We start from the raw sequence: 26,159 nt of genomic DNA, 5'->3' as shown, positions 1-26,159 counted from the left end.
ATGAATACTCCAGTCACAATCATCGGTGCCGGGCTCGGCGGCCTGACACTCGCTCGCGTCCTCCACGTTCACGGTATTGCTTCGACGATCTACGAAGCGGAAGCCTCGGCAACCGCGCGCACGCAGGGAGGATTGCTCGATATCCACGAATACAACGGGCAGCTCGCACTTAAGGCAGCGGGGCTCTTCGGCGAATTCCTCGGGATCATCCGAACTGGCGGCGAAGCGACCCGGGTGCTCGACAAGGACGGCAATGTCCTGATCGATGAGCCCGACGACGGTACAGGCGGTCGCCCTGAGGTACAGCGAGGAGACCTTCGTCGGATTCTGCTTGACTCACTTCCTGCCAACACGATCCGCTGGGGACACAAGGTCACAGCGGTCGGTCCACTCGGCGACGGCCGGCACATGTTGACCTTCGCCGATGGCTCGACCGTGACCACCGACCTCCTCGTCGGCGCAGACGGCGCCTGGTCAAGAGTTCGTCCGCTTCTTTCCAAGGCTAAGCCCGCATATCTCGGCGTTTCATTCATTGAGACATACCTGTTTGACGGCGACACCCGTCACAAGGCAAGCGCTGAAGCGGTGGGCGGTGGCGCGCTGTTTGCGCTAGCGCCGGGGAAAGGCATCCTCGCACATCGCGAGGCCGATGATGTGCTGCACACGTACGTGGCCTTGATCAAGCCGGAGGATTGGATCGCTCGCATCGACTTCTCCCACCCGCCAACTGCTTTAGCCCGCGTCGCCGAGGAATTCGACGGCTGGGCTCCGGAGCTCACAGCGCTCCTAACCGATGGTGAGACTGACCCTGTGCCTCGCACTATCCATGCGCTGCCGGTCGAGCACAAATGGGATCGCGTACCCGGCGTGACTTTGCTTGGCGATGCAGCGCACCTGATGTCGCCGTTCGCTGGTGAAGGGGCCAACCTCGCGATGTACGACGGCGCTGAACTCGGGAAAGCCATCTCCGCCAACCCCGGTGATGTTGAAGCTGCGCTCATCGCCTATGAAAAGGACCTCTTTCCCCGCAGCGCGTCCACTGCTGCGGAGGCTGAACGGAACCTCAAGCTGTTCTTCAACGACAACTCGCCTCAGAGCGTCGTTGAATTTTTCACCAATTACTGCCTACAGCCTAGTCCGCCTTCACGCCTTCAACCTGAATCTGCAAGCGAGTCAGCGTCTTGAAGCCATATTTAGTGCCCCAAGTCACGCCGTAATCGGCCCGGTCGAATTGCGCGCTGGCTTCCGCACCACACACCTCACGCTTGATCAGCGGGTTGACGAAGCACTTGAACGAATCAATCTTCAACGTCAGCGGCTTGGTCACCCCATGAAACGTGAAGTCGCCCGAGACCTCGGTCGGCGTGTCGCCATCAAAGCGGAGTGCATTGCCTTTGAACGTCGCGGTCGGATACCTCGTGACATCTAAAAATTCATCCGACCTCACGCGCGTATCGAGTTGCGCATTACCGGTGTCAATCGACGCGGTGTCAATCGACACGTCGATCGTGCCAGTCTTCTCAGCGCGGTCAAGTGTCACGACGCCGCTGCTTTTCGTGAACTTACCTCGCCACACCGAAATGCCGCCAAAATGGTCAGCTTCGAAGCTGGGATAGGTGTGCCTCGGGTCGAGGTCGTAAGTCGTCGGGGTCGCCATGGCGGCGCCCGTGATCAGCGCCAGAATGCCAGCTGCAATCAGGTTCTTGTTCAATTCAGATTCCTTGGGTTGGTCTGGTAAGAGTCAAAAAGGCAGCCTGTATATCCACTTTGTCTGGACGGTTCGGGAAGACGAAATCACCCGGGCAAAGATCGGGATGGATCGCGCCAGGTCAGTATTGGAAGAAGGAGCGCCTCGGGGCATGCCGCCGGCGATGTTGAGCACGGACATGTGCCTAACGCTGAAACGTTATCTCGACAATCTGCCTAGTTACATCTGGATTACTAACGAACCTCTCTATGACACAGTCGCCTTATCGGCGATGTCCATGCGATCATCCTATCCGCGTAACTTGACTAGGGCAAGTGAACAGGTTATCTATTCCTTTGCCAACCATGCAACAATGACACCGAGTCAGAGTGGGAAGCGAATCGCAATTGAGCGTCCATCGGCAAGATTTCTGGCCGATGGACTTGATTTTGACTTTCTGAATTCGGAGACGACGCGCGCGAGAGTACGACAAATTGGCTTGGAAACGGCGATGATCTGTTGAACTGGCTCGAACGGCACGCCATTCGATTCAACTGAAGCGACAGTCGCGATCCACACCGATACGACTTCGGCAGCACTCGACGCCGTCGCCGCCAACTGCGCTACGCTGTCTGAGGCACAAATCCAGATGAAAACTGTCGGTCAGAATTCGCTGGAAATCAATACCGCATGGCTTCAATCAGACGGGCTGAACCGCGAATCACCAAGGCTCGTCGCGTAACGTTACTCCCGTACACCGTCTACGCGGCGACCATCAGCGGACCGAGCTGAGACCGTGCAACGTCAACGAAAGCCTGCATTGCACTCGAGACATAAGCATCATGCCGCCGGATAAACAGCGTTTCGACTTGCCCCTTCTCTGGCGATATAGCGTGGATAGTAACGAGATCCTGCTCCGCTGCCGCGGAGACCACGCCTCGGGGCAATAGCGTGATACCGATACCCGCAGCAACGCATGCGATGATCGCATCCATCGAGCCAAATTCGAGGGGCGCTGCCGTGAGCACCCCCATTTCGGCCAGCAGCGCGTCGAGCCGCTGACGGTACGAGCAACCTGAACGGAAGACAATTGTTTTGAGGTTCTGCACCGATCTGATCGCCTCGAGCGTGCGTACGGTACGCGGCGTAACCAGAACCAACTCCTCATGAAAGACTGTCTCAATGTAAAGGTCCGGATGGTCCAGCGGACCCGCTATAAACGCTCCGTCCAGACGACATTCCGCAACATCGGCCGTGAGACTGCAACTCGTGCCCGTTGTCAGAGACAGTCGAACCTGCGGATACATTCGAGCGAAGTTACTTAGTATTGGAGAGAGCCTCAACGCCACAGTCGTCTCGAGTGTTCCGAGCGTGAGAGTGCCGCTCGGTGCGCCGTCATCCAGCGCTGCCACCTTGGCATCTGCAATGAGCTTTGCAATACGCGCGGCATACGGAAGCATCCGCTGCCCCGCAGGGGTCATGCTCACGCCGCGCACGTGCCTTTGAAAGAGAGCGACTCCGACCTCTCTCTCCAGAGATCGAATTCGCGCTGTCACATTGGATTGAACGGTATTGAGCTCGGTAGCTGCCCGGTTCATACTTCCATGACGAGCTACGGCTTCGAAGACCTTGAGGTCGGCAGCGTCCATGCTTTGCACCTCTATGAAATGTCCACAACCTCGACAAAAGCTTCGATGTCCGAGCGGCAAGCTATCAACAACTTCGGCTCGATAACTTCGTTTTATTCAGACGCTTGCACGACAAACTGATTGAACAGAGTGCAGACCGTCGGCAACTGTCGGAGGCGGCCAAAATTCACGAACCGTACGGCGGTTCGCACCGCGCTGCACAGCGCACGTATCTTGCATGCTACACCAAAGCGAAATTGAACATTCGAGGCAAGCAGTACCCTTTGGTCGCTTCGCAAACGCGAGCAACAGCGCAGGAACAGAGCAGCGTTGGTGGATGTTCAGCGCACTGCCGAGCTTGGAGAGTGCCTGCTTCTATCTGACCGGAAAGTGTACAGAGCGGATCTCGACGATCCGCCCTCGAACTGAGTGACGAGCTATACCACCTTGTCCTGCGGCCGACCACTCCATCGGATAGCCCCGCGAGTTCGACCACTTAACGGCGACAAAATCTCTGTACGCCGCTCCCGGATCTAATGACCAATCGGTCCCGCGAATACCGGATGCTCCTGTAGAGTCGCACTGCGCGCCCTGTCAGCATCCGCCTGTTTGCTACGGTCCAGTATGGATATCAACCAGCACGTCATAAACGCGAGCGGCATAGTCACTATGGTCGGCGGATCGATTGAGAAAAGTGGCTTCGCATTCCCCATAACATGCACCCAGACGGCTGGGCCTGCGACCGTCAGCAAGATGGCAGAGACCAACCCGACAGTTCCACCCACAACGGCTCCAATCGTGGTCAATCGTTTCCAATAAAGGGCAAGCAGTAACACTGGAAAAGTCGAGCTACAGGCGACCGAGAAAGTAAGTCCAAGCATGTAAGCCACATTCTGTGTCCTGAATGCAATGCCTAATGCCACCGCGATGACCCCAAGAACCAGAGTCGATATCCTTGATACCCGTACTTCATTGGCTTGACTCGCGGAACCTTTGCAAAAGACACGGGCGTAAAGGTCATGCGAAACTGCCGAAGAACCCGCGAGTGTCAACCCTGAGACAACCGCAAGAATGGTAGCGAATGCGACTGCGGAGATAAACCCAAGCAACGCGTTTCCTCCTACCGCCTTTTCAAGGTGGATAGCAACCATATTTACGCCGCCGAGCGGTTTTCCCGCGCCATCCAGAAAGTCCGGATTGGAGGCGACCAGTGCGATAGATCCAAACCCGATGACAAACACGAGTGCAAAGAACAGGTTGATAAATGCACTTGCCCAAAATACCGAGCCGCGTGCAGCCCGTGCGTCGGGAACCGTGAAGAAACGCATGAGAATGTGCGGCAATCCCGAGGTACCAAACATCACCGCAAGACCCAATGAAAATCCCGACACAGGATCTCTCACCAGAAACTGTGGACTGAGGATTGCACTGCCCTTTGGATGAATTTCCACGGCATGCCGCAACAATTCCGAGAAGTTAAAGCCAAAATTTCGCAGCACCAGAAAGCTCATCACGATCGTGCCGAGCAGCAGCAACGTCGCCTTCACTAGCTGTACCCAAGTCGTGGCGACCATCCCTCCGAAGGCCACATAAAACATCATGAGAGCGCCAACAAGCATTTCGGCGTAGACATAGTCAATACCAAACAACAGTTTGATCAGTTGCCCTGCCCCCACCATTTGCGCGATGAGGTATAGCGAAACAATGCATAGCGATGCGCAAGCCGAAAAGATACGAATCGGTGTCTCGCCAAGACGCGTTGAAACCGCATCAGCGACTGTATATTTACCGAGTTTTCGCAGTCTCGTCGCCAGCAGAAACACAACAATTGGCATCCCCGTCGCATACCCTACCGCGTAGACAAGACCATCAAACCCACTACTGAACACCAAAGCTGTCAGACCAAGAAATGCACCGGCTGACATGAAGTCACCCGCGATTGCAAGACCATTTTGCAATGCGGTTATTTCACCTCCGGCTGCGTAGAAATCGTCAGTCGACTTCGTTCGCTTGGCGGCCCAGTAGGTAATAGCAAGCGTCGCCAGTACGAAAGCAAGAAAAAACGCTATCGCCACGCCGTTTCCGGTACCTACGCCGCTCCCGGCAGCAAAGGATCCGGTACTCGCAACGCATGCGGATGCTGAAAGCGCGAGAAAAGCACCATGTCGAAGAATGTTCATAACGGGTCACCGGGCAATTTACGATTGAAATTCAGCGGAATCGATACGAAACTTTCGCGAATCTGCTGCGTTTTCGACCAGGACATACATCCCGATAAGCAGCACGCTAACGACCAGAATGACTATTCCGTATAGGAACGCAACCGTAACCTCCGACCCATCTATCACCGGCGAAGCGAGCGTTGCCGGCGACACGACGGCAAGAGTAATGAACCCGAAGAACATCAGCACTTCGACGAACGTCAGAAATATTGCCAACCCTACCCTATCACTTCCGGCAGCGACACCGTCTGCCGCCATTTTTGCTCTGTCCATTTCTCCTCCATATTATTTTGTACTACGTACTATGTATATCGAAAAACGCGTTTCTCAACAGACCTGCTAGAGACAACGCTATGGTTATCCGTATCTTCAATCGTTATCGCATGCACTGCCTTCCAGCCGCGGGACACCACGCCCGGCGGAACTCCGAACAAGACCCTGGCGCGCAGTTTGGCGCGGCTACCCGGCGGACTTCTTGAAGTCCTCTCCATTAATCCGACTGGAAATACTGATATTTTCAGCCGGATGTTCGTGCAAGATCACATTGATAATCTTCGGGTCCGATCCGATCGAATCGTGCGTGACCTGGATGATGTCCCTGATGAGTTGTTCACGTCGTTCTTGCGTAAGACCGCTCTTGATATGGCATTCGATGAAAGGCACAATGTTTCTCCGTCAGATCTATTTAAGACGTTCAATCAGTTCTTTATCGTTCGCCGCACCCTCGACATACTCCGGAAGATGCTCGCCGTGTTCGACGAAATTGATTCCACGTCCCTCGCGAATCACGAAAAAGATGTCATTCTTCGTTTCACCTGTCGCGGCGCTGACCACCCGGAGTAAGCCGGCGGCAAGTTGCCGCTTTTGTTCGTCGGTCCGACCAAAACGCATGTCACAAGAAATGAGTGCCATATATAGCTCCTAAATACCTTTATGGATTATTGAATTCCCGGATGCATCGCCGGGAATCGTGGCTCCGGACTGACTTTCGCCAAGAGGTTCATTAAGTCTTCAATCGGATGTTGATCCAGCTCCGAGACGAGCTCGATGATCTGGTCTCGGAGTTCCTTGTCCGCGTGTTGTTCGCTTAACCAGTTAAATTTTTCGACAGTGCGTTCCCACGTGAACGGATTGTCCAGGCCGCCTTCGAAGCCGATATGCTCAGTGACCAACACGCGACCATCCTTGCATTTGATCGTCACGCGCGTGTTGAGAGCGTGTGGGTATTGCGCTGAAAATTCAGCGTCAGGTTTCACCGACACTCTTCTGAGCAATGCCTGTGCATCGGGTGCCTGTACACGCTCGGGTTCAAGCTGAGCCGGACCGACCTGGCCATCGAGCAACGCAGCCGCAATCAGATACTTGAGGTTATAGTCCGCCTGTTCTTTGGTCTGCGGGTCATCCTTCGGGCCGAAGCTGCCGCCGCCGGCAATGTCGAATCCGCTTTGGAAGATGTCACATTGGACTTCGTCCACGTCATCGCTCGTCAGATCATGTTTTCGCTTTAACGCGAGCGTCGCTTCAAGGACAGGTTGACCATGAATGAGCGAACAGTATTTCTTCATGATCGTCTGGTGAACGACCTCGAGCCGCTGGTCTTCCCAATCGACGTCGAGCGGTTGGTCAAACATTCGCACCAGACCATTGGGCCCTTCGAAAAGGCGAAGAGGACCTGTGAATCCACGCTTGGCAAGAGAAGCAGAATAGACGGCTCTCATGCCCGTGATACCGGGGGAAAAGCCTTTCCACTGTGAAACCGGCTCGGAATGGACGCACGTCAGTGAAATATTGTCGATCGTTGCGATTGCAATCGCGTTAGCAATCTGATCGGCATCGAGACCGAACAGCTTTCCCGACCCGGCTGCGGCCGAGATCGCCAACTGAATAGCGTGGTTAAACCCTTTGGCCATAACCGGCACGATTGCGGTAATACGGCAGCCAATTTCATAGGCCGTTGCCAACGCCAGCATAAACTCTTCGCCACTTGCGGACGTATGCTCAGCAGCGGCCAGAATGGTGCCGAAGTTATCGCTCGGGTGACAGAGTCCACCGGGGGACATATAGCTGTCCAGCAGGTCTACATATCTGACCAAACCGGAGTTGTATAAGGCGGCTTGATCGGGCGAAGTCTTACCGCCTCCAATCAAGGAACATGTCCCCGAGCCGCGGTACTCATCGAACTGATCGCGAAGCGCCTTGAACGGCTTACCAGGCAGCGCTGCTATTGCACAACCCAGACTGTCAAGAATATTCCGCTTGAGAATTGCCCTCGCGCCGGGAGTAAGATGATCTGCACGTGCGTCGTATGCAAAGCGGCCGATACGCTGAGCAGTCGTGGGTGTACTCATTTGAAATCTATCCCTCAAAAATTTCCGGATCGCCTCGAACGGCAGTCCGATTCTCAATTGGCGACCCGCGTGCATTTCTTTCAATTGACGCGCTTCGCCTTCCGTCTACACACGCTTATAGCTGTAGGGCCGCGATTTCGCTTCGTTGCCCGGCGACGTTGAACCAGCAGCAGTGACTCCGCCATCTGCCATCTACTACCGAAGTCGGGTTTCGATGTGACATTGCCGTGTCTCCAACCAATGAGACAAACTCGCATCATTCGAACTGGATATCAAGCGAAGGTATTAAATACGGTTATCTATCTCAGAGATAACCCAGTAATTCCGGACCCCTGGCCCATCCGGCCAGTGCGCCCCGGAGCCGCTCATAGGATTCCGCTCAAGTGCTTTGCTGGTTGCGCTGCTTCTAAACGGTCAACCGATTTTCGGATCATTTCGTCGCTGGAATCGAGAGATCACCGCGACCAATCGACTGATCAGTTACGCACGGGCAGTTCGCTTCAGATTGGTGTCGCCGAAGAACGCTTCACCCACGAAGGCTCATGAGTAGAGGCCGCCCGACGGAGCAGCTGTAATTTCCGACTTATGGTTCCCGCCGTGCGCGGACACGCCGCCGGTCCAGAATTGCACTTATCGACTCCCGCCGCGGGCCAGAAATTACCTGAATCGACGAACCTGCGGAAATGAATCCAGTTTTGAACACGCTTAAATAAACACCGGAGTACCCACTGGCCATCATGTGTTTGGCAGCACGCGCGTATCCCATCACGGCGTTAAACTTGTAGCAGGGATTTCGGGGAGACTCGTTACGAAATTCGACCTCATCGATCAAGATGCGATCTCCGACCCAGAGTTGAGTTTCGAGCAGCCCACTCGTCGTTAAATTCTCTCCCATCGCAGCAAACGGCAGCGGATCGTCCGCGCCTATTACGCCTGCTTCAAGCCGGCGTTCGCGCCACCATTCGTAGTGTTCGACCGGATACATATAAACAGCTTTCTCGAGGCCTCCATGCACGCTAAGGTCTACTTGCTCATCACCGACCAGCCCTAGCCTCTTGACCTCAATACAAGCCCGGTCGTGAAGCACGCTGACAGGGGTTTTGCGTATTCCGGTGTTAACCACCATCCCTGGTGAGGTACTACCCACGTCCAGCGGAGCACTCGAACCTACACTGGCCGCGAGTAGTCGGACGACGATTGGGTTGGTCGTTTCCGTAGTTGTATGCCTGCACAAACTGTTGTTGCATAGCCATATCCGAGTGTTTGGTTCGGCCGAACGTGCCGTCAATCGGTAGACAAGAAAAACACTCTTTCCATCGAGGCAAGACGCGCAGTGTCGCTCCTGGATCGCCACCGATGGAGCGCATAGCTATCGCTTGAAATTCGTTGCAGAGAGGACCCTCCACGACGATCCGTGACAGGAGAAGACGATGCGGCAGGCCACAGCCTGGGGAACTACACACAGACAGAAATCAGACGCCGCATCGTGCCGCACGCGACGCCCGATCACTTTTGTCGAATCAGCTCGCTTACTTCGCTGTGGGCATTGCAAATTCAGCGCCCTTCTCGGTGCTCTCCGGCCAGCGCTGCATGATCGACTTCTGCTTCGTATAGAACCGAACACCTTCCTCGCCGTATGCATGCGTGTCGCCGAACAGACTGCGTTTCCAGCCGCCGAATCCGTGCCAGGCCATCGGGACCGGAATAGGGACGTTGATGCCGACCATACCTACTTCGATGCGTCGCCCGAATTCGCGAGCGATGTGCCCGTCGCGGGTGTAGCACGCCACGCCGTTGCCGAACTCATGAGCATTGATCAAATCGACCGCTTCCGAGAAGTCCTTCACACGGACGCAGGCAAGAACGGGCCCAAAGATTTCTTCCTTGTAAATTCTCATCTCCGGTGTAACGTTGTCGAACAGCGTACCGCCCGTGAAGAATCCGCCCTCATGACCGTCAACCTTGAGGCCGCGACCATCAACGACCAACTTCGCACCTTCGTCGACACCAATCCCGATGTACCCTTCTATGCGTTCGAGCGCCTGTTGCGTAACGACAGGGCCCATTTCCGCATCGGACTCCATGCCGTTCTTTACAATGAGACTACGCGCACGTTCGGCAAGCTTCGGAATGATCTTGTCAGCCACATCGCCGACGAGAACGGCGACCGAAATAGCCATACAACGCTCGCCAGCGGAGCCGTACCCAGCGCCAACCAGCGCGTCGACCGCCTGATCGATGTCGGCATCGGGCATCACAACCATGTGATTTTTGGCCCCGCCCAGCGCTTGCACGCGCTTGCCGTTCTTCGCGCCGGTCTCGTAGATGTAATTGGCGATTGGCGTCGATCCGACAAAGCTCACCGCTTTCACATCCGGGTGCGCCAGCAAAGCATCAACAACGACCTTGTCGCCCTGAACCACGTTGAAGATGCCGTCCGGCAAACCGGCCTCCTTCAACAGCCTTGCCATGAACAACGAGGCCGACGGGTCACGCTCGCTTGGCTTCAGAATGAAGGCGTTGCCCGCCGCAATCGCAACAGGGAACATCCAGCAAGGCACCATGCACGGGAAGTTGAACGGCGTAATGCCCGCGACAACGCCGAGCGCCTGACGCGTTGTCCAGTTATCCATGCCCGTTGAGACCTGCTCGGTATAGTCCCCCTTGAGAAGCTGCGGAATGCCGCAGGCAAATTCGATGACATCGATACCCCGCGCCACCTCGCCTTGAGCATCCGAGAAGACCTTTCCATGTTCAGCCGTGATGATTGCAGCCAGCTCATCCCGATGCCGGTTCATCAACTCGAGAAACCGCAGCATGACGCGGGCGCGGCGGATCGGTGGCGTGTTGCTCCACTTCGGAAATGCAGCCTTGGCGCTTGCGACAGCGGTGTCGACATCTGCGATCTCCCCCAGCAGGAGTTTGCGTCGGCGTTCACCGGTCGCAGGATTGAAAATCGCCTGGGTACGCATTCCTGACCCACGTACTGGCTCGCCATGAATAAAGTGGGTGACGTCGGCTGTGTCGTTGAACGCTTGCATCTCGCTTCCTTGATTGATGGGTGGTGAGCAAAGTCTAGGAGTCGGCATTACGTTTGCAAAGGCGTTAAACTTGAAATGATCGTTTCCAACGGCGAACAATAGACATATGGATACGCGAAAGGTCGAAGGCCTTTGGACTCATTTGCACTGGCTGACGGTTCTTGCCGAACAGGGCACGTACACTGCGGCGGCCGCTCGCCTTGGCGTGAGCAAAGCCGCAATGAGCCAACGCATCGCAGAACTCGAACGAGCCTCGGGTGTCGCACTGGTGCAACGTAACACCCGCAGCGTACGACTCACTGAAGCCGGCCAGCGACTCGTCGACAACACACGTCTGGAGTACGAGCACATTGCGACGAGTTTTTCGATGGTTAAGGAAATGGCGGGCGTTGCACGCGGATTGATCAGGGTAACCGCTCCAGTGGCGTTCGCGCGGCAGCAGTTGGTGCCGAAGATGTCTGCGTTTCTGCGGGCGAATCCCGAAGTACGGGTTCAACTCGAAGCGTCTGATCGTCTGACCTCGATTGCCACGGAAGGCTTCGATCTTGCCGTCAGACATAGCTCTCAGGTCCCTGAGACCCATGTCGCCTGGAAGCTGTGCGAGACGCAATCCGTCATTGTCGCCACACACGCATATCTGGAGCGTCGAGGTTACCCTGAATCGCCAGCGGATCTCTCCGCTCACGATTGCCTGTTCTATCCTCGTGCTTTAGGGTCCGGAATCTGGTCGTTCGAACGCAGAGCCGCGCGGCGGACGCAGTCGGCTCCTTTGATGATCACGGTAAACGGCCCCTTCTCCGCTAACAATAGCGAAGCATTGAGAGACGCGGCCCTTGACGATCTGGGCATCGCGCTGCTGCCCGATTTCACGGCGCAAGCAGCGATTCAATCGGGAAAATTCATTGTTCTCCTGCCTGACTGGCGGCCAATAGGCGCCTTTGCCGAGCAACTCTATGTGGTCCGGCCATACACGCCGCACGTACCGCGCGCTGTCGAACTGTTTGTCACGTACCTGAGGGATACTTTCGCTGAAGGATTTCCTCCATAGCCGTTCGCGCCGCTACGTTTTCACGAGAAGCCACTGGATTTCGAAACGGATTCCCAAGCGTCAATTTCGTGGCTCAGCACTGACATTCTGTCTCGGACTACACTTAACGCATCATCGCCAAGCACGAGGTGAACCGGCGGATCAACCTCGTCGATCAGGTCCAACATGATCTGCGCCGCCTTCACCGGATCCCCAGGCTGTTTCCCATCTTTCGCCATACGGGCGCGGCGGATCGGAGCAAACACCGGGTCGTAGTCGTCGATATTGTGCTCAGTGCGCACCATCGATCTGCCCGCCCAATCCGTTCGAAACGCGCCCGGAGCAACAGCCGTCACCTTGATACCGAAACTGCGCACTTCCTGTTCCAAGGCCTCTGATATGCCTTCAAGTGCGAACTTGCTACCGCAGTAGTATGCAATGCCGGGAAATGTAACTAGCCCAGCCATCGACGTGATATTGATGATGTGACCGGTGCGTCGTATTCGCATCGACGGGAGCACGGCCTTGATCATAGCGACTGCGCCGAACACATTCACATCGAACTGACGACGGAGTTCATCGAGCGGAGATTCCTCGAGGATTCCTTCATGACCGTATCCTGCACTATTCACGAGAACGTCGATCGCACCAACGCGCTCGACGACTTCCTTGATCGTCGCATTGATTGAATCGAAATCAGACACATCGAGGATCGCACCGTGGGCGTGGTGTGCATGCAATCCCTCAAACTCAGCCTTCGCACGCTCGCTCCTCACAATGCCAATCACCGTATTGCCGGCGGCCAATGCTGCTCGCGCCAAAGCACGACCAAAACCGGAACTCGCACCGGTAATCAAAAAAATGCGCTGGGCGGCGTGGCTCATGTTTGGAACCTCCCGTTGGATAGTCTTCGAACTGCCGTTCCAGCAGCTACTTTGATAAGAAATCGGGCGCCAGGTAACATAAGTAGGTCTGCACCACGCGCTACCTGAACCACTTCGTCCATGACTCAACACGACTCAAGCAGGCTGAATTCGCGGATCGAAATCGAACTCGAGTCTGATGCCGCCCGGCTCATACAACATCGTGTGACGCTTGGGTCCTTCACCCATGTTCTCAGGTGCGAATTCAACCACTACCCCTGGCCATCCGGAGACCCGTGCGAAGATTGCGTCGAGAGCCTCTTTACTACCGGCCCGCAGCGCGAGGTGATGCAGACCTACATTCGTTTTGCGGTCGAACGCCACGCAATTCTGCAGATCCTTGACCTCCCAGAGTGTCAGCGTAATGTGCCCGTCGGACACAAAAGCCGCAGGGTAGTCGGGCCTCCCGCCAACCTGTGTCCAGCCCAGGACGTCGATGAAAAAGTCCCGGGTGACGCTCAGATTACGGACCGTCAGACCAACGTGGTCTATGCCAAGTGTTAGAGGTGCATCAGTCATCCCCAAGCTCTCCATTTGAACTTAGATGATATTCGCCAACTCCGAAGCGGCCTCGCGTGTAGCGTATTGTTCGAAACGATAAGATTTCGGCACCGTTGCCATCATCGCGGAGGTACCCTTTGAAAACCCGACGGAGCGTATAACGACGTGCCTGCGTTCGGATAGTTGACGCATCACGCAGAAAGCAGCTTAACAATGTTTCGAGAGTGCATAAGCGGTTTGTGACGATATGGGTATCGAGAAAATAGATATCCTTTCCTTGACCAGTACAACGGCCAGAATAGTGGTGATGAAAATGATCGCGCCGGCAACGGCAGCAACATGCTCAAGCTGACGGCTGTCGTGAACGCCCCGAATACGCGGACGATAAGGTTTCTCCGCCAGTACACCGCTACGCGGCCGCCATCAAAGGCCCAAACTCCGAGCGCGAGACCTCGACGAAAGCGCGCATGGCGCTCGACATGTATGCGTCATGCCGTCGGACGAAAAGCGTCTCGACATGTGTTTTTTCAGGCGAGACCTCATGGAGAGCAATGATGTCCTGCTGCGCCGCCGCCGCGACCACGCCTCGCGGCAGCAACGTGATCCCGATACCGGCCGCTACACACGCAATGATTGCGTCCAACGAGCCGAACTCGAGAGCCGTCACAAGAATCCCCATCTCGACAAGCAGCGCTTCCAGCTGCTGCCGATACGCGCACCCGACACGGAACACAATCGTTTTCAGGTTCGGGATTGACGCCAAAGACTCCGGCGAGTCTATGGCCCGAGGGGTCACAAGCACCAGTTCTTCATGGAGAATCGTTTCGCTGTGAAGCTCCGGGTGGTCAAGAGGACCTGCTATGAACGCTCCATCCAGACGACATTCCGCGACATCCGTCGCGAGGCTGCGGCTTGTTCCGGTCGTCAGCGACAGCCTGACTTGCGGATACATCCGCGCGAAGTTGCTCACTATCGGTGAAAGCCTCAGCGCCGCAGCGGTTTCCATGGTTCCCAACACCAGGGAACCGCCCGGCGGTCCGTCGTCCATGGCCGCCACGCGAGCGTCTGCAACGAGCTTGGCGATCCGCGCCGCGTAGGGAAGCATGCGCTGCCCCGCCGGAGTCATGCTCACACCGCGGACATGCCGCTGAAAGAGCGCAACACCAACTTCTTTTTCCAGTGAACGAATCCGGGCCGTTACGTTGGACTGCACAGTGTGCAACTCTACGGCCGCCCTGTTCATGCTCCCGTGGCGAGCGACCGCTTCAAATGCCCTGAGGTCCGCAACATCCATAACGCTACCCTATGAAAAATTTCCGAAGTCGACGACGAACCGACATCGCGGCGCGAAAGTCATCGCGGAAGTCACTGCGGAGGATGCCTCACGCTTCCGCCAGAATTTGTCGAATGGCGTCCTCAAAGGCTTCGACAGGCTGTGCGCCGGTCAGCAGATAGCGATTGTCAACGATGATTGACGGCACCGAATAGATACCCATCGCCTGGTATTTCTCTTCTTCCGCACGAACTTCATCGGCGTAGTCGCCGCTTTGCAGAACGGTGCGCGCCTGCTCTGCGTCGAGCCCCACAGATTCCGCGGCGTCGACCAGAACGTCATGGTCGTTCGGGGCTTTACCCTCGCCGTGATAGGCCCGTAGTAGCGCCTCTTTCAGCGGTAACTGTTTGCCTTTGATAGCGGCCCAATGCAACAGGCGATGCGCATCGAAGGTGTTGTAAATGCGTGTGCGCGGGCCAAAGGTAAAGCCGACATTCGCGCCACGCTCGCGCAGCGCGACCTGTGCCTCGGCTATCTGTTCCGGGGTACGCCCGTATTTCTTTCCGATATGTTCGACGAGTGCTTCGCCATCGTTGCCCATCTGCGGATTCAGTTCGAAGGGATGCGTGACTAATTCGACGTCGACGGCCTCGCCCAGGCGCGCGATCGCAAGTTGCAGCGCGGAGAGACCGATAGCACACCACGGGCACGCTACGTCGGAAACAAAATCGATTCTGAGTGGTTTTTTCATTGCTTTCATGATGAAAATGACCTGTTACGCGAATGACTCGATACGAGGGCAGCAGAGACAGACAGGCACAACCGAATTTGTGAATGCCTGCGGGATCGTTCGCCCGATTACGGCGCACTCAAGGTCGGAAGCCGCGACACGACATAGTGGCGAGTTCGTCGAGCACCAGAGCCGGGCGGGACAAACGTCAGGCGAATGCGCACGGAAGGTCCGGTGGCCGTCGGCAGAGCGGCTGGCGCTACTGCCACGAGTCATCTTCACGGATGCGTGTTGCGGGTTAGCGTTCATGTGAATAGCCTGACCACGTCGAGAGACATCATGACGTTTCGGCTGTGATGGGGATGCCTCGTATTCTGAACGACTTTCGATGCGAGATGATCGCAGTCTGTGGTAATTCAATTGTTCCTGTGCGTCAACCATTCTGCGATGCCATCATCACCGGTCGTGCGACGCCGCGCGAATTTCAATTGTTGGCCGGTGTTCAAGTGTCCACGCCACTGTATCGGCCAAAGAAAGAGGAATGCAAAGTAGGATAAGCGCTTGCCGGCGATAGCTTTCACATCTTGATGCTCAGCATCGTTAGGTCGCCAGGCCCAGCGCCTATACATACGTTTGGCTGGTATCCATGCCGAAGGTCGCATTGTCAGGCTGGGAATCCAGGCTGGATCATTCCCATCGCTCGTGCCATCGCGCCGACACCGTTCTTTTATTCACGGAGGAAAGAATGCCGCTAATTCGTATCGATGTCCTTCAAGGAAGAACGGAGGCTGAAATCAACTCCTTGCTCGATGCCGTACATCGAGCCGTAGTCAACGCTTTCGAAGTACCCCAAACGGACCGCTACCAGGTGTTGACGGAACACAATCTCCGCCGGTTAGTCGCGCAAGACACCGGGCTCGGAATCGTACGTACCGAAAAACTGACGCTGGTTTCAGTCACCACTCGTCCACGTTCTGACGAGTCAAAGCGCAAATTCTATAGTGAGCTTACGGCCGAATTAGCGGCAAACTGTGGCACGGGTGCAAATGATGTGATCGTCTCCATCACCACCAACTCTGACTCGGACTGGAGCTTCGGGAACGGCGTCGCTCAGTATTTAACCGGCGAACTTTGACGCGTGCACAACGTGGTCGCTGCTGCCTGACGGGCTCCAGATCACTCTGACCGCATTGCCAGCCTGGCTCCCACCTCGCGGCCTGCCATGGAGCGTTAGCAAAGGATTCGGGTGCACCGCTTTAGCCCCGCACTCGGTAAGCCGCAGTAACAACATCGTTCATTCACAAAATGGTTTAAAGGCTTGTTTGCTATCAATTTCGAGAGACCCGACGGATAAGTCCCCAGTCAGTCGAACGCGGTGCGATATGCAAACAACGAAGGGGTACCCCCACTCATAAGAAACAGAACCTTTTTTCCCGCACCGAATGTTCCATTCTCGACGCTCTGAATCAGACCCGCGAACGCCTTGCCGCTATACACCGGGTCCAACAGAAGACCTTCCTGGCTGGCCAAAAGATTGACTGCCCGGCGCATTGAGTCAGTAGGCAATCCGTAGCCGATTCCGAGTTGGTCACCGTAGAGAACAACATCGTTGCCGGATACCGTGAGACCAGAACCCATCAAGTCAAGCGTCTGCTGCACTTTTTCGCATGTGGTGGCATACGCTTTTTCGAGCGGCGCAAGAACCGTGTACCCCACTACTTTCGTCGGCGACACACCAGCAGCGATCGCCCCCGCTACAAGCCCGGCCTGCATGCCACCACTGCCATTTGCGACAACGATATAGTCAAAGTCAATTCCGCTGCTCCTCGACTGGTCGAGAATCTCAATTGCACAGGAAACATAGCCCAGACAGCCGATCGGGCTCGATCCGCCGAGCGGACACACATACACTTTTCGGCCTTCGCCACGCAGCTTTGCAGCCCGCTCTTCCGCAACCTGCAGCGCATTAACGTTCCCTGGAACATCATGAATGACCGCACCAAAGAGGCGATCTAGTACCACGTTGCCATTTTCGACATAGTCATCGTCTTCGATCGGAACCAGCCTCGAGAGCACCAGTTCACATTTCATTCCAATGCGCGCAGCCGCCGCAGCCGTCAACCGGGCATGATTCGACTGTCGGCCGCCAACCGTGATGATCGTATCGGCGCCAGCCGCCTGCGCCTCCCCGATCAGAAACTCGAGCTTGCGCAGCTTGTTGCCGCCGCCTCCCAGGCCATCAAGATCTTCCCGCTTGACATAGATCTCGGCACCTCTTAAGTGCTGACTCAATCTAGGCAGTGCCAGAATCGGTGAAGGCCCGTCGCGCAATTGCGCCTTGGGAAACCGGGAAAGATCCGGTACTCGCAATGTCATTTAGTCACCCCACAAGTTGGTTGATCGTTCGTCGAAACGGAGAGTGTCGTCGTTGGGTGGCCGGGTTGAACTCGCGGCTGGGCGCACACGCGTACCGGCTCCTAGTCGTTTCCACGGCAGATCGGCAGGATCAGCCGCCATCGGGCCAGGCGACTTGGCCACGAGAATACGCTCGGCAATAGGACCGAAGTCCGCGCGGAAATGCACCGAACTCTTGTTCACCAAAATCCTCATCTTCTCAGGCTGGATACCAGCCATTCTGAAAAGGTTGCGATCGTTCATCGGTGCCTTAACGGAACTCACCGCGACTCTCACGTCGTCAATTCGAAGGCAGGCCGTCGGACCGACATCGACGTGCATTCCGTGCATCATCGGACCGTCAAAGATACATTTGCCGTCTGAAAGATGCTCAACTTCGAATGTCGCCTTGAACGGGAAGTCACCAACAACCTTAGACTTGCCGCCCAACGCCACCGTGATGTAACTTCCTTTGCCCGCCTTGTGAGCCACTCGAACGACTTCAGGGTCCCACATCAGGCCCAGTGCAGCGCCCTGAGCCTTGTTGCGCACCAGTGCCCGGAGCATTCCCGTCGTATTTGAATCCGCGCCGCCATGAGGGTTATCCTGCGTGTCGGCAATGACCACCGGACGGTTCGCGCGGGAAGCGATTCGCTGTGCCTCACGTACAGCCTCGTCCGGGTTAAGAAATTCGACCGCCCATTCGGACTCCCGCTCGATGATGTCGTCATAAATGGCTGCCACCGCCGCATCCGCGTGGTCTGGTTCGGTCGCATAGCACCAGACCATCGGTCCGCATTCCGGAAAATCCGCAGCGGGGAATCCCGGCGTGAACGAAATTGACAGTACTGCGGTATTTTCCTGGGCTGCCAGATGTTGGTAGACGCTACGTGCCGGCTCAAGCAGTGTGCACATCGCATTCACCGGAATGAGAAACGGAATGCGCCGATAGGCCATCGTGACTGGCGTTTTGCTGGCTATCAGCCGTCGCAATAGATGCGCCGCAGCCCTTCCCGTATCAGCCATGTCCACGTGAGGGTACGTCCGGTATGCCACGAGACCGCTTGCATTGCGCAGCATCTGCTCCGTTACGTTCGCATGCAGATCAAGTGACGCGACAACAGGTAGGTCACTGCCGACAATACTTCGAATGCGTGCCAGCAGCTCCCCTTCCCCGTCATCGACGTGCTCGGCGACCATGGCTCCGTGCAGGTCCAGATAAATCGCGTCCACCTTGGTGGAGCGGACCGCTTCGACGATTTCACCAGCAATCCGCTCGTAAGCTGATCGGGTTACGTGGGCCGAAGGGCTCGCCGCCGCCCATATGATCGGGATCAGGTGATGTCCTTCCGCTTGCATCTCCTGGATAAATCCTCCGATCGGGATGTTCACGTTTTGCAATTGGAATACGTCGTCTTCGCGGACCATAGCTGGAAATCCTTCCCCGCGGACGAAATTCTCATAGTCCGCCTTGGATGGCGCAAACGTGTTTGTCTCGTGCTGGAACCCGGCAATCAGTATTTTCATGATGTGGCGTCCTTCAAGCCTCTCGTTTGGATCGAATAAGCGCTAGAACGCACGCTCCCACCATCAACAGAGCAACCGTTGGCAGAAGTGCAGTCTGCATGCTCCCGGTTGCGCTTTTTACCCATCCAATGATGCTTGGGCTGATAAAACCCCCAACCAGCCCAATCGTGTTGATCAGCGCAATGCCGCCAGCCGCCACGTCCCCCTTCAGATGCTCTGACGGCATGGCCCAGAATACCGTGTACGCAGCCCACGTGAGAGCTGTGGCCAACGTAATGCTGGCGAGCGACAACCACAGCGAGCCTATCGAAAATGCTGAAACGGCCAACGCAACCGCACCAACCATTGCGGGCACCGCGCTATGCCAGCGACGCTCCATCCGCTTATCAGAGCTTCTGCCTATCACCCACATCGCGATCACCGCAAGACCATAGGGAATGGCTGACAGGAAGCCAATGGTCATGAGATCTGACACGCCTCCTGACTTGAGGATTGTCGGAAGCCAGAAACTGACGGCGTATATGCCACATATAAGGCAGAAATACGCGAATGCCATCACATAGACGCGACCGTCGGTGCAGACGTCCCTGAACCCGGCGTGACTCGCCTTCCGGCTTCCGATGTCTTGCAAAAGTGATGCCTTCTCATCGCTGGACAACCATCGCGCCGATTCAATGCGATCGTCCAGACAGAAGAACGTAATGACTCCGAGGACAACGCAAGGCAAGCCCTCGAGGAGAAACATCCACTGCCAACCGGCAAGGCCGTGCGCACCCGAAAGCAAGGCCATGATCCCTGTCGACAAAGGCGCCCCGACAATCCCACCGAGAGGCGCGGCCGCCATCACGAAAGCCATCACCTGTGCCATCCGCGCCTGGGGATACCAGCATGTCAGATAAAAGACCATTCCCGGCGCGAAACCCGCTTCGAAGACTCCGAGCATGAACCGCAGAATGTAGAAGGAATGCACATCGTGAACAAACATCATGGCAGCGGATGTGAGTCCCCATAGCACCATGATCCGGCTGAGCGTTTTGCGCGCTCCGAGGCGAGGAAGCAGCAGGTTGCTCGGGATTTCAAAGAGCATGTACCCCAGAAAGAAAATCCCTGCACCGACCCCGAACGCCGCATCGCTGATTCCGATGTCGGATTGCATCTGTAGCTTCGCGAAGCCGATATTGATCCGATCAAGATAGGCGAAAAGATAGCAGCACACCAATAGCGGTAACACATGCAAGTCTATGCGACGATAAACAGCTCGCTTGCCATGCGAGAGCGCAGCGGAAGACAGTGTAGACATCAATTCGCTCCAGTTTCGATAGCGGATCCGGCGGTTCTGGTGTCTGCATCGTTACCCAAGAAAAACCTGGTTGCAAGAGCAACCGTGGACCGCTATCGTTGTCTTTTGAGCAACACGGGGGATTTACGCCATGCGGGAAATAAACCAACGCAGGCTTCGTTATTTTCACCAAGTGCTGACCCACGGCTCAATTCGCAGCGCCGCCGACAGCGTCAACACGGCGCCGTCGGTCATTACGCGGCAGATCAAGCTGCTGGAAGATGAAGTAGGAATGGTCCTGTTTGAAAGGCAATCCCGCGGCGTGGCGCCAACCGAGGCGGCACATCAGCTGCTGGAATACTGGAGAGCCTGCCAGGCACAGCAGGAGCATCTTCAGGACAGGCTAGATGAGTTGCGTGGGTTGCAGCGAGGTCAGGTTCGGATCTCCATCAGCGAAGGCTTCGTCGATGACTTCCTGGACGAAGTGCTGAACAGTTTCTCGGCGCAGTACCCGAAGCTGGATGTGGTAATGAATGTGGCGCCCGTCAACGAGGTGGTAAGAGAAGTCGAAGAAGACATCGCGCACATCGGGATAGCGTACAACCCGCCCAACTCCCCACACACCCGATACCTGGCAAGCGCCCCGGAGCCCGTCGTCGTACTCGCCGCAAGAGATCATCCACTGTCACAGGGCGATACCCGAACACCGATCTCTGTCCATCAGGCACTTTCTTATCCGATCGGTCTCATGCCGGTGTCCTTCGGTCTCGGTCAGCTCATGCAGGCCCTCGCTTTCGCGGAGAATCTGCGTCTCGCGCCAGTACTCACCGTTAATTCCCTGCGTGTGCTGATCAGGTTCGCGAAGACGGGACGTGGCGTCATTTTCGCAACCAAGTTTGCTGCCCGCGCCGAGCTCGAGGCAGGAACCTTGGTTTCTAGAACGGTCGACCATCCGCTGTTTTCGTCCGCGCAAGCCAGAGTTCTCGTGCGCAACGGGCGTCCTCTTTCAAAGGCAGCTGACGAGATCCTCAAACGCATCCTGTCCGATATGACCGTATTTCAGTCACACAGAGCGTCAGCACGGAAGCGAAGCACACGCAAAAAAGGATGATGGGTACATCGGTGGGAAAACATGACGCACACCGTATTGACCGTCTACACATGGTCGTGTCGCACGCGATTACGCCTGGAGGCGCGATCGGACACTGCCTCAACGTTCGGCCGTCAATAGCGCATGTATTTCGGCCACTACGCCGGCACCTTCCCCGACGGCGGACGTGACACGCTTAATCGAAGTCGAACGCACGTCGCCGATTGCAAAAACGCCCGGAACACTCGTCTGAAATGCGAAATTGGCCGTCGTTGACTCCGTCGAACCCGTGCGGTCGGTAATAACGAAACCTTTGTCATCAACCTCCACTCCGCATCCACGCAACCAGCCGGTGGCAGGGTCGGCGCCGGTAAAGAGAAAGAGATGGCGAGTTGGGATTCGTGTGTGATTTCCGTCCGAACAAAAATGAACCTCCGTCACGCCGTCCTCGTCTGATGCGACAGATTCGATGGCAGAGTTGCTATGAATCGTCACGTTGGCGAACGAGCTCACGCGATCGATCAAATATCTCGACATCGTTTCGTGCAAGCTCTTGCGTCGAATCAGCACATGGACATGTGCTGCATAGCTCGCGAGGAAGACGATTGCCTGTCCAGCAGAATTCCCTCCTCCCACGAGTACGATTTCCGAACCCTGACAGAGACGACCCTCGATCGATGACGCCCAATAGTAGACGCCGCGAATCTCGGACTCATTGAGGCCCGTGATTTGAGGGCGGCGATAGGCAGCACCGGATGCTATAACAACCGTCTTCGCGTGGGCGCAACGACCGTCCCTGAGTTCGATCTTGAAGGGCGATTCGGCGCAATGCAGTTTTGCCACCTCGGTCGGTATGACTATTTCCGCGCCAAATTTAACAGCCTGCTCATATGCGCGGCTAACGAGAACATGACCGGAGATGCCGGTTGGAAACCCGAAATAATTTTCGATCCTGGTGCTTGCGCCGGCCTGTCCACCAAAGCCCTTTGAGTCGAAAACCAGCACGGAAAGTCCTTCTGACGCGGCGTACACGGCCGCGGCGAGTCCGGCTGGACCCGCACCGACAATGACGGTGTCGTACGTGCCGGCTTCATCGAAGCCGAGCAGCAGACCGAGCTTGGACGCGAGAAGCGTTTCATCGGGATTGCGCAGGATAGAGCCGTCAACCAGTACGGCTAGCGGCATCTGTCCTTCTACGCACTGTGTCTTCGAAAGGAAATCGCGAGCCTCATCGTCCGTGGACGGATCGAGGATCCGATGTGGATGATTGGCGCGCCTCAGCAGATTTGCGAGAACGATGAGTCTCGCGTCAGTCGAAGATCCGATCAGGATCGGACCACTACCATCCTGAATCAATCCGACCCGCCGAAGAATGAACGCGCGCATGATCTCCGAGCCGAGTTGAGCTTCGGCAATCAGAAGCGCCCGGAGCCGCTCAGGCGCGATGAGGAATGCATCAACGTCCGTGATGGCAATCGCGTCAACAAGGTATGGTTTGCCGCTGAGTGTGGCCGTCTCTCCGAGAAAGTGCCCCTCACCAACTTCCTGAAAAAGCCGCGACTGCCCAAATCCGTTCCGTACGATCAAATGTACGGTTCCACGAGTCAAGATCCTCATGCCGTCGCTCTGCTCTCCGGCGCGAAACATGACGTCGCCGGCTTTCCAGTGTTCCGTCGTCCCGAAACGAGCCGCCTTGGCTATCCGCGTTGCGGTCAAACGGGGATACATCTGATACCGACGCCGCTCAATCTGCGTGCGTTGACCTGCCTCGACGGTTTCGTAATCTTCAGGCGCGACACGGACGCCGGGTGATGTACCGTCTTTCAATGTCATGGGAGTTTCCTTGTTCAACCAGGAGGTAGTGGGCATTCGAATAGTTACGCATGCGTCTCTTGTATTTGCAGCTGCCCATTTGACCTCGGTGCGATTTTTCCCCGACAGCAGCGCCGTACGGCGACGGATTTGATCACCTTATTCGCCGCCGAATCGCTTGGGTTTAGCCTCCAGGAACTGAGTAGCATTGCAAGAGTCTGCAACAAGGGATTCAGCTGGAAAACGCTCCAGCAAGCACGATCTGTCTCAAATGACGCCAACAAAACTATGTCTGCGCTCGACCCATCCCAACCCACAGCCTCCAGTAGGAACTATAAGGTTTGCGACGACGCTGAATAAAGGCCAACGCATGAACAACACCTTTTACATCTGGTAAATAGAGAATGTCATGGGAGGTCGCAAAGATGATGTTCTCTCTACATGGGTTCAGCATGGATGCACGATTCTGTTCTGGATTCCTCCAAACTTCTCTGACTTGGGCGATCACCCGTTTGCTCATCTGGCCAATTCACTAAAAGAGATTTCAGCCATCACAAATCATCATTTGATGTGATTGAGTAGTCCATATATCGTTCAACAAACAGAAAGCTGCAGCCCGGGAGGTGGAGAAAGCAATCTCCTGATGGGACAGGGCATCAAAAACCTTCCATGGACGGAGACAAACTGATGGAAACAACTGCAGCGGCCGGTATTCGGTGCGGATTCAACTGGCTATTCGATGCACCGGTTGCAAACTCGAGCAGACCAGCGCAACGACTATTGCGGGGATAAGCCAATGAACCTCGCCCATCAACTCCTCCTTACCACCATGGCTGACATCGAGTCGTACCGAAACGGCCAATGCCGGATTGGTGCGCAGACGATGCCGAGCGCATCCGAAGCGGCAACCCACTTGGATTTCGGCTGGCGCCTGCGTTGAAGGCTGAACTTGACCTGCCGGTGTCAGCCCTCTTCATGGCCCGACCGTCGTCAGAAAAACACACGCAAGGAGGTAAGTATGAAACTGCGGGACAATGGCCTCGGGTTCTCACCCGTCACTATCGCGCTGCATTGGATAGTGGCCGCTCTGCTACTCTCGATTATCGGCTTCGACATCGCCATATCCCAAACGGCCGGCGAGGTGCAAAGGGCGGGCTTGACGCGGATCCAAAACCTGCTCGGCACCATATTGTTCGTCATCTCGATCTATCGATTCGGGGCGCGGATGTTTTCCTATCATCCCCTGCCCGTCGGCACGCCGAACCCCATTGAGGTGATCGTCAGCAGATCCGTGGCAGTTTCCCTAGCCTTGGCGATGGTTCTGCTTCCGATCGCCGCATGGCTTTCAAAGTCAGCCGCGGGTGAAGGTATTGGTCTGCCAGGCGGATTCGCGATACCTGCTCTCATTGAACCCAACGCGCAGGTCAAGCGAGTTGTCGATATCCTTTTCAACGTCGGCGCGACAGCCTTTCTCCTGGGCTTGGCGCTGCATATTTTCGGCGCGCTCAAGAATCACCTGGTTTTACGGAATGACGCCTTAAAACGAATGATCGGAAAACACGTGGAGCTTTGAAGCCATGCGCGAAGTCAAATCGGATTTTGCCGTGAGCGAGGTCACTCGACTCTGCGGCGTCAGGTACCCTATCTTTCTGGCGGGCATGGCAGCGATTTCTGGCCCCAAGCTTGTCGCTGCGGTGGCGAATGCCGGCGGAATGGGTACGCTCGGCGGCCTGCGACTGCCGCCGCTGGCCCTGCTCAAATGGATACGGGAAACAAGGGAACTGACAGACATGCCCTTCGGAGTCAACCTCGTTCCGTCGTTCGGTGGTCCTGAGGTATTCGAAGCGCAGTTCCAGGTGATCCTCAGGGAGAAGCCGCGGGTGCTTTCGCTGTTCTACGCGGAGGACTATGTCGAGATGATTCCCCGTGCCAAGGATGCCGGGCTGGTGGTCTCGGTGCAGGTTGGCACAGTCGAGCTCGCCGAATTGGCAATCGAGCGCGGGGCGGATATGATCGTGGCGCAGGGAAGCGAGAGCGGTGGCCACCTCAACCGGGGCACCATTGGCCTGATGTCGCTGCTACCGGCGATTTGCAAAATCGCGCAAGGACGGCCGGTCCTGGCGGCAGGAGGCATCACCAATCGCGACGACGTCAAGGCCGCAATGGGGCTAGGCGCCGCGGGTGTCCTGGTAGGTACGGCGTTCGTGGCAAGCCACGAGTCGAGCGCACATCCGCTCTACAAGCAAAAGATCGTCGAAGCCACCGTGGACGATACTGAGTATCGGACGGGCTACTCATTCGGCTGGAAGTACGGCACCCCGCACCGGGTGATTCCAAATCGCGATAAATGGAACTTGCTGCGCTTCATCGGCGGCGGAGCACGCGTGATTGACAAGCCGCGGATGGCACAGAAACTGTCGCTTTACGCTGGACAGGGTGTTGGAAAGATCGGCAGTGTCGTCTCTGCGGCCGAACGGGTAGCTGAACTCATCCAAGGGCTACCTGTGTCATCCGCCGCCCCGAAAATGCGGGGCGATGATGCAAGCGACCACCACGCATTGGCGCCACTTTGTCATGATGCAGGCAATGCGATCTAACCGCAGCGGCCTCTCAGTCAGCATACTCGCCGCGCACGGAATCGCATCAGCAACCCCTTCTGAGCGTACCGTCTGCCGGT

26 protein-coding genes are annotated in these 26,159 nt (G+C 56.2%); 9 read left to right on the top strand and 17 right to left on the bottom strand.

The annotated features are described in order from the left end of the window. Window positions 1-1,185, top strand: coding sequence for an NAD(P)/FAD-dependent oxidoreductase (locus tag B0G74_RS06970; RefSeq protein WP_132374115.1), 1,185 nt, complete (start codon window positions 1-3; stop codon window positions 1,183-1,185). Here the strand turns inward: B0G74_RS06970 and B0G74_RS06965 are convergent. Beyond that, the gene (locus tag B0G74_RS06965) at window positions 1,133-1,657 is read right to left on the bottom strand and encodes a YceI family protein (protein ID WP_132376871.1); all 525 of its coding nucleotides are present in this window, start codon (window positions 1,655-1,657) and stop codon (window positions 1,133-1,135) included. The genes B0G74_RS06970 and B0G74_RS06965 overlap by 53 nt on opposite strands. Window positions 1,658-1,703: 46 nt before the next feature. Here B0G74_RS06965 and B0G74_RS06960 point away from each other — a divergent pair, with 46 nt between their 5' ends. Beyond that, window positions 1,704-2,210 carry a hypothetical protein gene (locus tag B0G74_RS06960; protein ID WP_132374114.1) on the top strand — a complete coding sequence of 169 codons (507 nt, stop codon included), beginning with the start codon at window positions 1,704-1,706 and terminating at the stop codon, window positions 2,208-2,210. 238 nt (window positions 2,211-2,448) lie between these two features. Here B0G74_RS06960 and B0G74_RS06955 read toward each other — a convergent pair whose 3' ends face one another. From B0G74_RS06955 to B0G74_RS06920, 8 genes are all read right to left on the bottom strand, one after another. Continuing rightward, window positions 2,449-3,336: a LysR family transcriptional regulator gene (locus B0G74_RS06955; RefSeq protein ID WP_132374113.1), complete on the bottom strand. Its 888-nt coding sequence runs from the start codon at window positions 3,334-3,336 to the stop codon at window positions 2,449-2,451. 512 nt (window positions 3,337-3,848) lie between these two features. Continuing rightward, window positions 3,849-5,495 (bottom strand): cation/acetate symporter ActP, encoded by a 1,647-nt coding sequence (actP, locus tag B0G74_RS06950; protein ID WP_132374112.1) that lies wholly within the window; start codon window positions 5,493-5,495, stop codon window positions 3,849-3,851. A gap of 18 nt (window positions 5,496-5,513) precedes the next feature. After that, the gene (locus B0G74_RS06945; RefSeq protein ID WP_132374111.1) at window positions 5,514-5,810 is read right to left on the bottom strand and encodes a DUF485 domain-containing protein; all 297 of its coding nucleotides are present in this window, start codon (window positions 5,808-5,810) and stop codon (window positions 5,514-5,516) included. A gap of 186 nt (window positions 5,811-5,996) precedes the next feature. Then, window positions 5,997-6,200 (bottom strand): tautomerase family protein, encoded by a 204-nt coding sequence (locus tag B0G74_RS06940; RefSeq protein ID WP_132374110.1) that lies wholly within the window; start codon window positions 6,198-6,200, stop codon window positions 5,997-5,999. A gap of 18 nt (window positions 6,201-6,218) precedes the next feature. Continuing rightward, window positions 6,219-6,449 carry a tautomerase family protein gene (locus B0G74_RS06935; protein WP_132374109.1) on the bottom strand — a complete coding sequence of 77 codons (231 nt, stop codon included), beginning with the start codon at window positions 6,447-6,449 and terminating at the stop codon, window positions 6,219-6,221. A 26-nt stretch (window positions 6,450-6,475) separates the two neighbouring features. Continuing rightward, the gene (locus tag B0G74_RS06930; protein ID WP_132374108.1) at window positions 6,476-7,885 is read right to left on the bottom strand and encodes an MmgE/PrpD family protein; all 1,410 of its coding nucleotides are present in this window, start codon (window positions 7,883-7,885) and stop codon (window positions 6,476-6,478) included. A gap of 583 nt (window positions 7,886-8,468) precedes the next feature. Next, a complete protein-coding gene (locus B0G74_RS06925) occupies window positions 8,469-9,011 on the bottom strand; it encodes an MOSC domain-containing protein (RefSeq protein ID WP_132374107.1) in 543 nt (180 codons plus the stop codon). A 403-nt stretch (window positions 9,012-9,414) separates the two neighbouring features. Then, complete coding sequence (locus tag B0G74_RS06920) at window positions 9,415-10,926, bottom strand: CoA-acylating methylmalonate-semialdehyde dehydrogenase (RefSeq protein WP_132374106.1); 1,512 nt, start codon at window positions 10,924-10,926, stop codon at window positions 9,415-9,417. A 106-nt stretch (window positions 10,927-11,032) separates the two neighbouring features. Here B0G74_RS06920 and B0G74_RS06915 point away from each other — a divergent pair, with 106 nt between their 5' ends. Next, window positions 11,033-11,974 (top strand): LysR family transcriptional regulator, encoded by a 942-nt coding sequence (locus tag B0G74_RS06915; protein WP_132374105.1) that lies wholly within the window; start codon window positions 11,033-11,035, stop codon window positions 11,972-11,974. Between the two features lie 20 nt (window positions 11,975-11,994). Here B0G74_RS06915 and B0G74_RS06910 read toward each other — a convergent pair whose 3' ends face one another. The 4 genes from B0G74_RS06910 to B0G74_RS06890 form a co-directional block, all read right to left on the bottom strand. Continuing rightward, complete coding sequence (locus B0G74_RS06910; RefSeq protein WP_132374104.1) at window positions 11,995-12,837, bottom strand: oxidoreductase; 843 nt, start codon at window positions 12,835-12,837, stop codon at window positions 11,995-11,997. 135 nt (window positions 12,838-12,972) lie between these two features. Then, window positions 12,973-13,395 carry a VOC family protein gene (locus B0G74_RS06905; RefSeq protein ID WP_132374103.1) on the bottom strand — a complete coding sequence of 141 codons (423 nt, stop codon included), beginning with the start codon at window positions 13,393-13,395 and terminating at the stop codon, window positions 12,973-12,975. A 391-nt stretch (window positions 13,396-13,786) separates the two neighbouring features. After that, window positions 13,787-14,671: a LysR family transcriptional regulator gene (locus tag B0G74_RS06895; protein ID WP_132374101.1), complete on the bottom strand. Its 885-nt coding sequence runs from the start codon at window positions 14,669-14,671 to the stop codon at window positions 13,787-13,789. Between the two features lie 88 nt (window positions 14,672-14,759). Continuing rightward, a complete protein-coding gene (locus tag B0G74_RS06890; RefSeq protein WP_132376870.1) occupies window positions 14,760-15,401 on the bottom strand; it encodes a DsbA family oxidoreductase in 642 nt (213 codons plus the stop codon). 625 nt (window positions 15,402-16,026) lie between these two features. Here B0G74_RS06890 and B0G74_RS06885 point away from each other — a divergent pair. Further along, entirely contained in the window at window positions 16,027-16,515 is a 489-nt protein-coding gene (locus tag B0G74_RS06885; RefSeq protein ID WP_207915622.1) for a tautomerase family protein, read from the top strand. Window positions 16,516-16,742: 227 nt separating this feature from the next. Here the strand turns inward: B0G74_RS06885 and B0G74_RS06880 are convergent, their stop codons facing one another. The 3 genes from B0G74_RS06880 to B0G74_RS06870 are packed head-to-tail and all read right to left on the bottom strand — an operon-like array spanning window position 16,743 to window position 20,601. Beyond that, the gene (locus B0G74_RS06880) at window positions 16,743-17,756 is read right to left on the bottom strand and encodes a D-cysteine desulfhydrase family protein (protein WP_132374100.1); all 1,014 of its coding nucleotides are present in this window, start codon (window positions 17,754-17,756) and stop codon (window positions 16,743-16,745) included. Continuing rightward, window positions 17,757-19,301, bottom strand: coding sequence for a M81 family metallopeptidase (locus B0G74_RS06875; RefSeq protein ID WP_132374099.1), 1,545 nt, complete (start codon window positions 19,299-19,301; stop codon window positions 17,757-17,759). It lies immediately after the preceding gene. 13 nt (window positions 19,302-19,314) lie between these two features. Continuing rightward, window positions 19,315-20,601 (bottom strand): MFS transporter, encoded by a 1,287-nt coding sequence (locus B0G74_RS06870; RefSeq protein ID WP_132374098.1) that lies wholly within the window; start codon window positions 20,599-20,601, stop codon window positions 19,315-19,317. A gap of 130 nt (window positions 20,602-20,731) precedes the next feature. Here B0G74_RS06870 and B0G74_RS06865 point away from each other — a divergent pair, with 130 nt between their 5' ends. After that, window positions 20,732-21,691: a LysR family transcriptional regulator gene (locus B0G74_RS06865; RefSeq protein ID WP_132374097.1), complete on the top strand. Its 960-nt coding sequence runs from the start codon at window positions 20,732-20,734 to the stop codon at window positions 21,689-21,691. Between the two features lie 99 nt (window positions 21,692-21,790). Here the strand turns inward: B0G74_RS06865 and B0G74_RS06860 are convergent, their stop codons facing one another. Next, window positions 21,791-23,503: an FAD-dependent oxidoreductase gene (locus B0G74_RS06860; protein WP_165923825.1), complete on the bottom strand. Its 1,713-nt coding sequence runs from the start codon at window positions 23,501-23,503 to the stop codon at window positions 21,791-21,793. 388 nt (window positions 23,504-23,891) lie between these two features. Between B0G74_RS06860 and B0G74_RS45680 the strand changes: the two genes are divergently transcribed. The 4 genes from B0G74_RS45680 to B0G74_RS06850 all read left to right on the top strand — a co-directional run bounded on the left by B0G74_RS45680 (window position 23,892) and on the right by B0G74_RS06850 (window position 26,079). Further along, window positions 23,892-24,056 (top strand): hypothetical protein, encoded by a 165-nt coding sequence (locus B0G74_RS45680; protein WP_165923824.1) that lies wholly within the window; start codon window positions 23,892-23,894, stop codon window positions 24,054-24,056. A gap of 222 nt (window positions 24,057-24,278) precedes the next feature. Beyond that, a complete protein-coding gene (locus B0G74_RS45675; protein ID WP_165923823.1) occupies window positions 24,279-24,422 on the top strand; it encodes a hypothetical protein in 144 nt (47 codons plus the stop codon). A gap of 78 nt (window positions 24,423-24,500) precedes the next feature. Next, window positions 24,501-25,055 (top strand): cytochrome b/b6 domain-containing protein, encoded by a 555-nt coding sequence (locus B0G74_RS06855; RefSeq protein ID WP_132374095.1) that lies wholly within the window; start codon window positions 24,501-24,503, stop codon window positions 25,053-25,055. Between the two features lie 4 nt (window positions 25,056-25,059). Next, complete coding sequence (locus tag B0G74_RS06850) at window positions 25,060-26,079, top strand: nitronate monooxygenase (RefSeq protein ID WP_132374094.1); 1,020 nt, start codon at window positions 25,060-25,062, stop codon at window positions 26,077-26,079. Window positions 26,080-26,159: the final 80 nt, after the last annotated feature.

This window comes from Paraburkholderia sp. BL9I2N2 (assembly GCF_004339745.1).
GTDB lineage: Bacteria > Pseudomonadota > Gammaproteobacteria > Burkholderiales > Burkholderiaceae > Paraburkholderia.
Note: the sequence above shows the minus strand (reverse complement) of the source record. Positions and strands in the feature narration are given on the sequence as shown.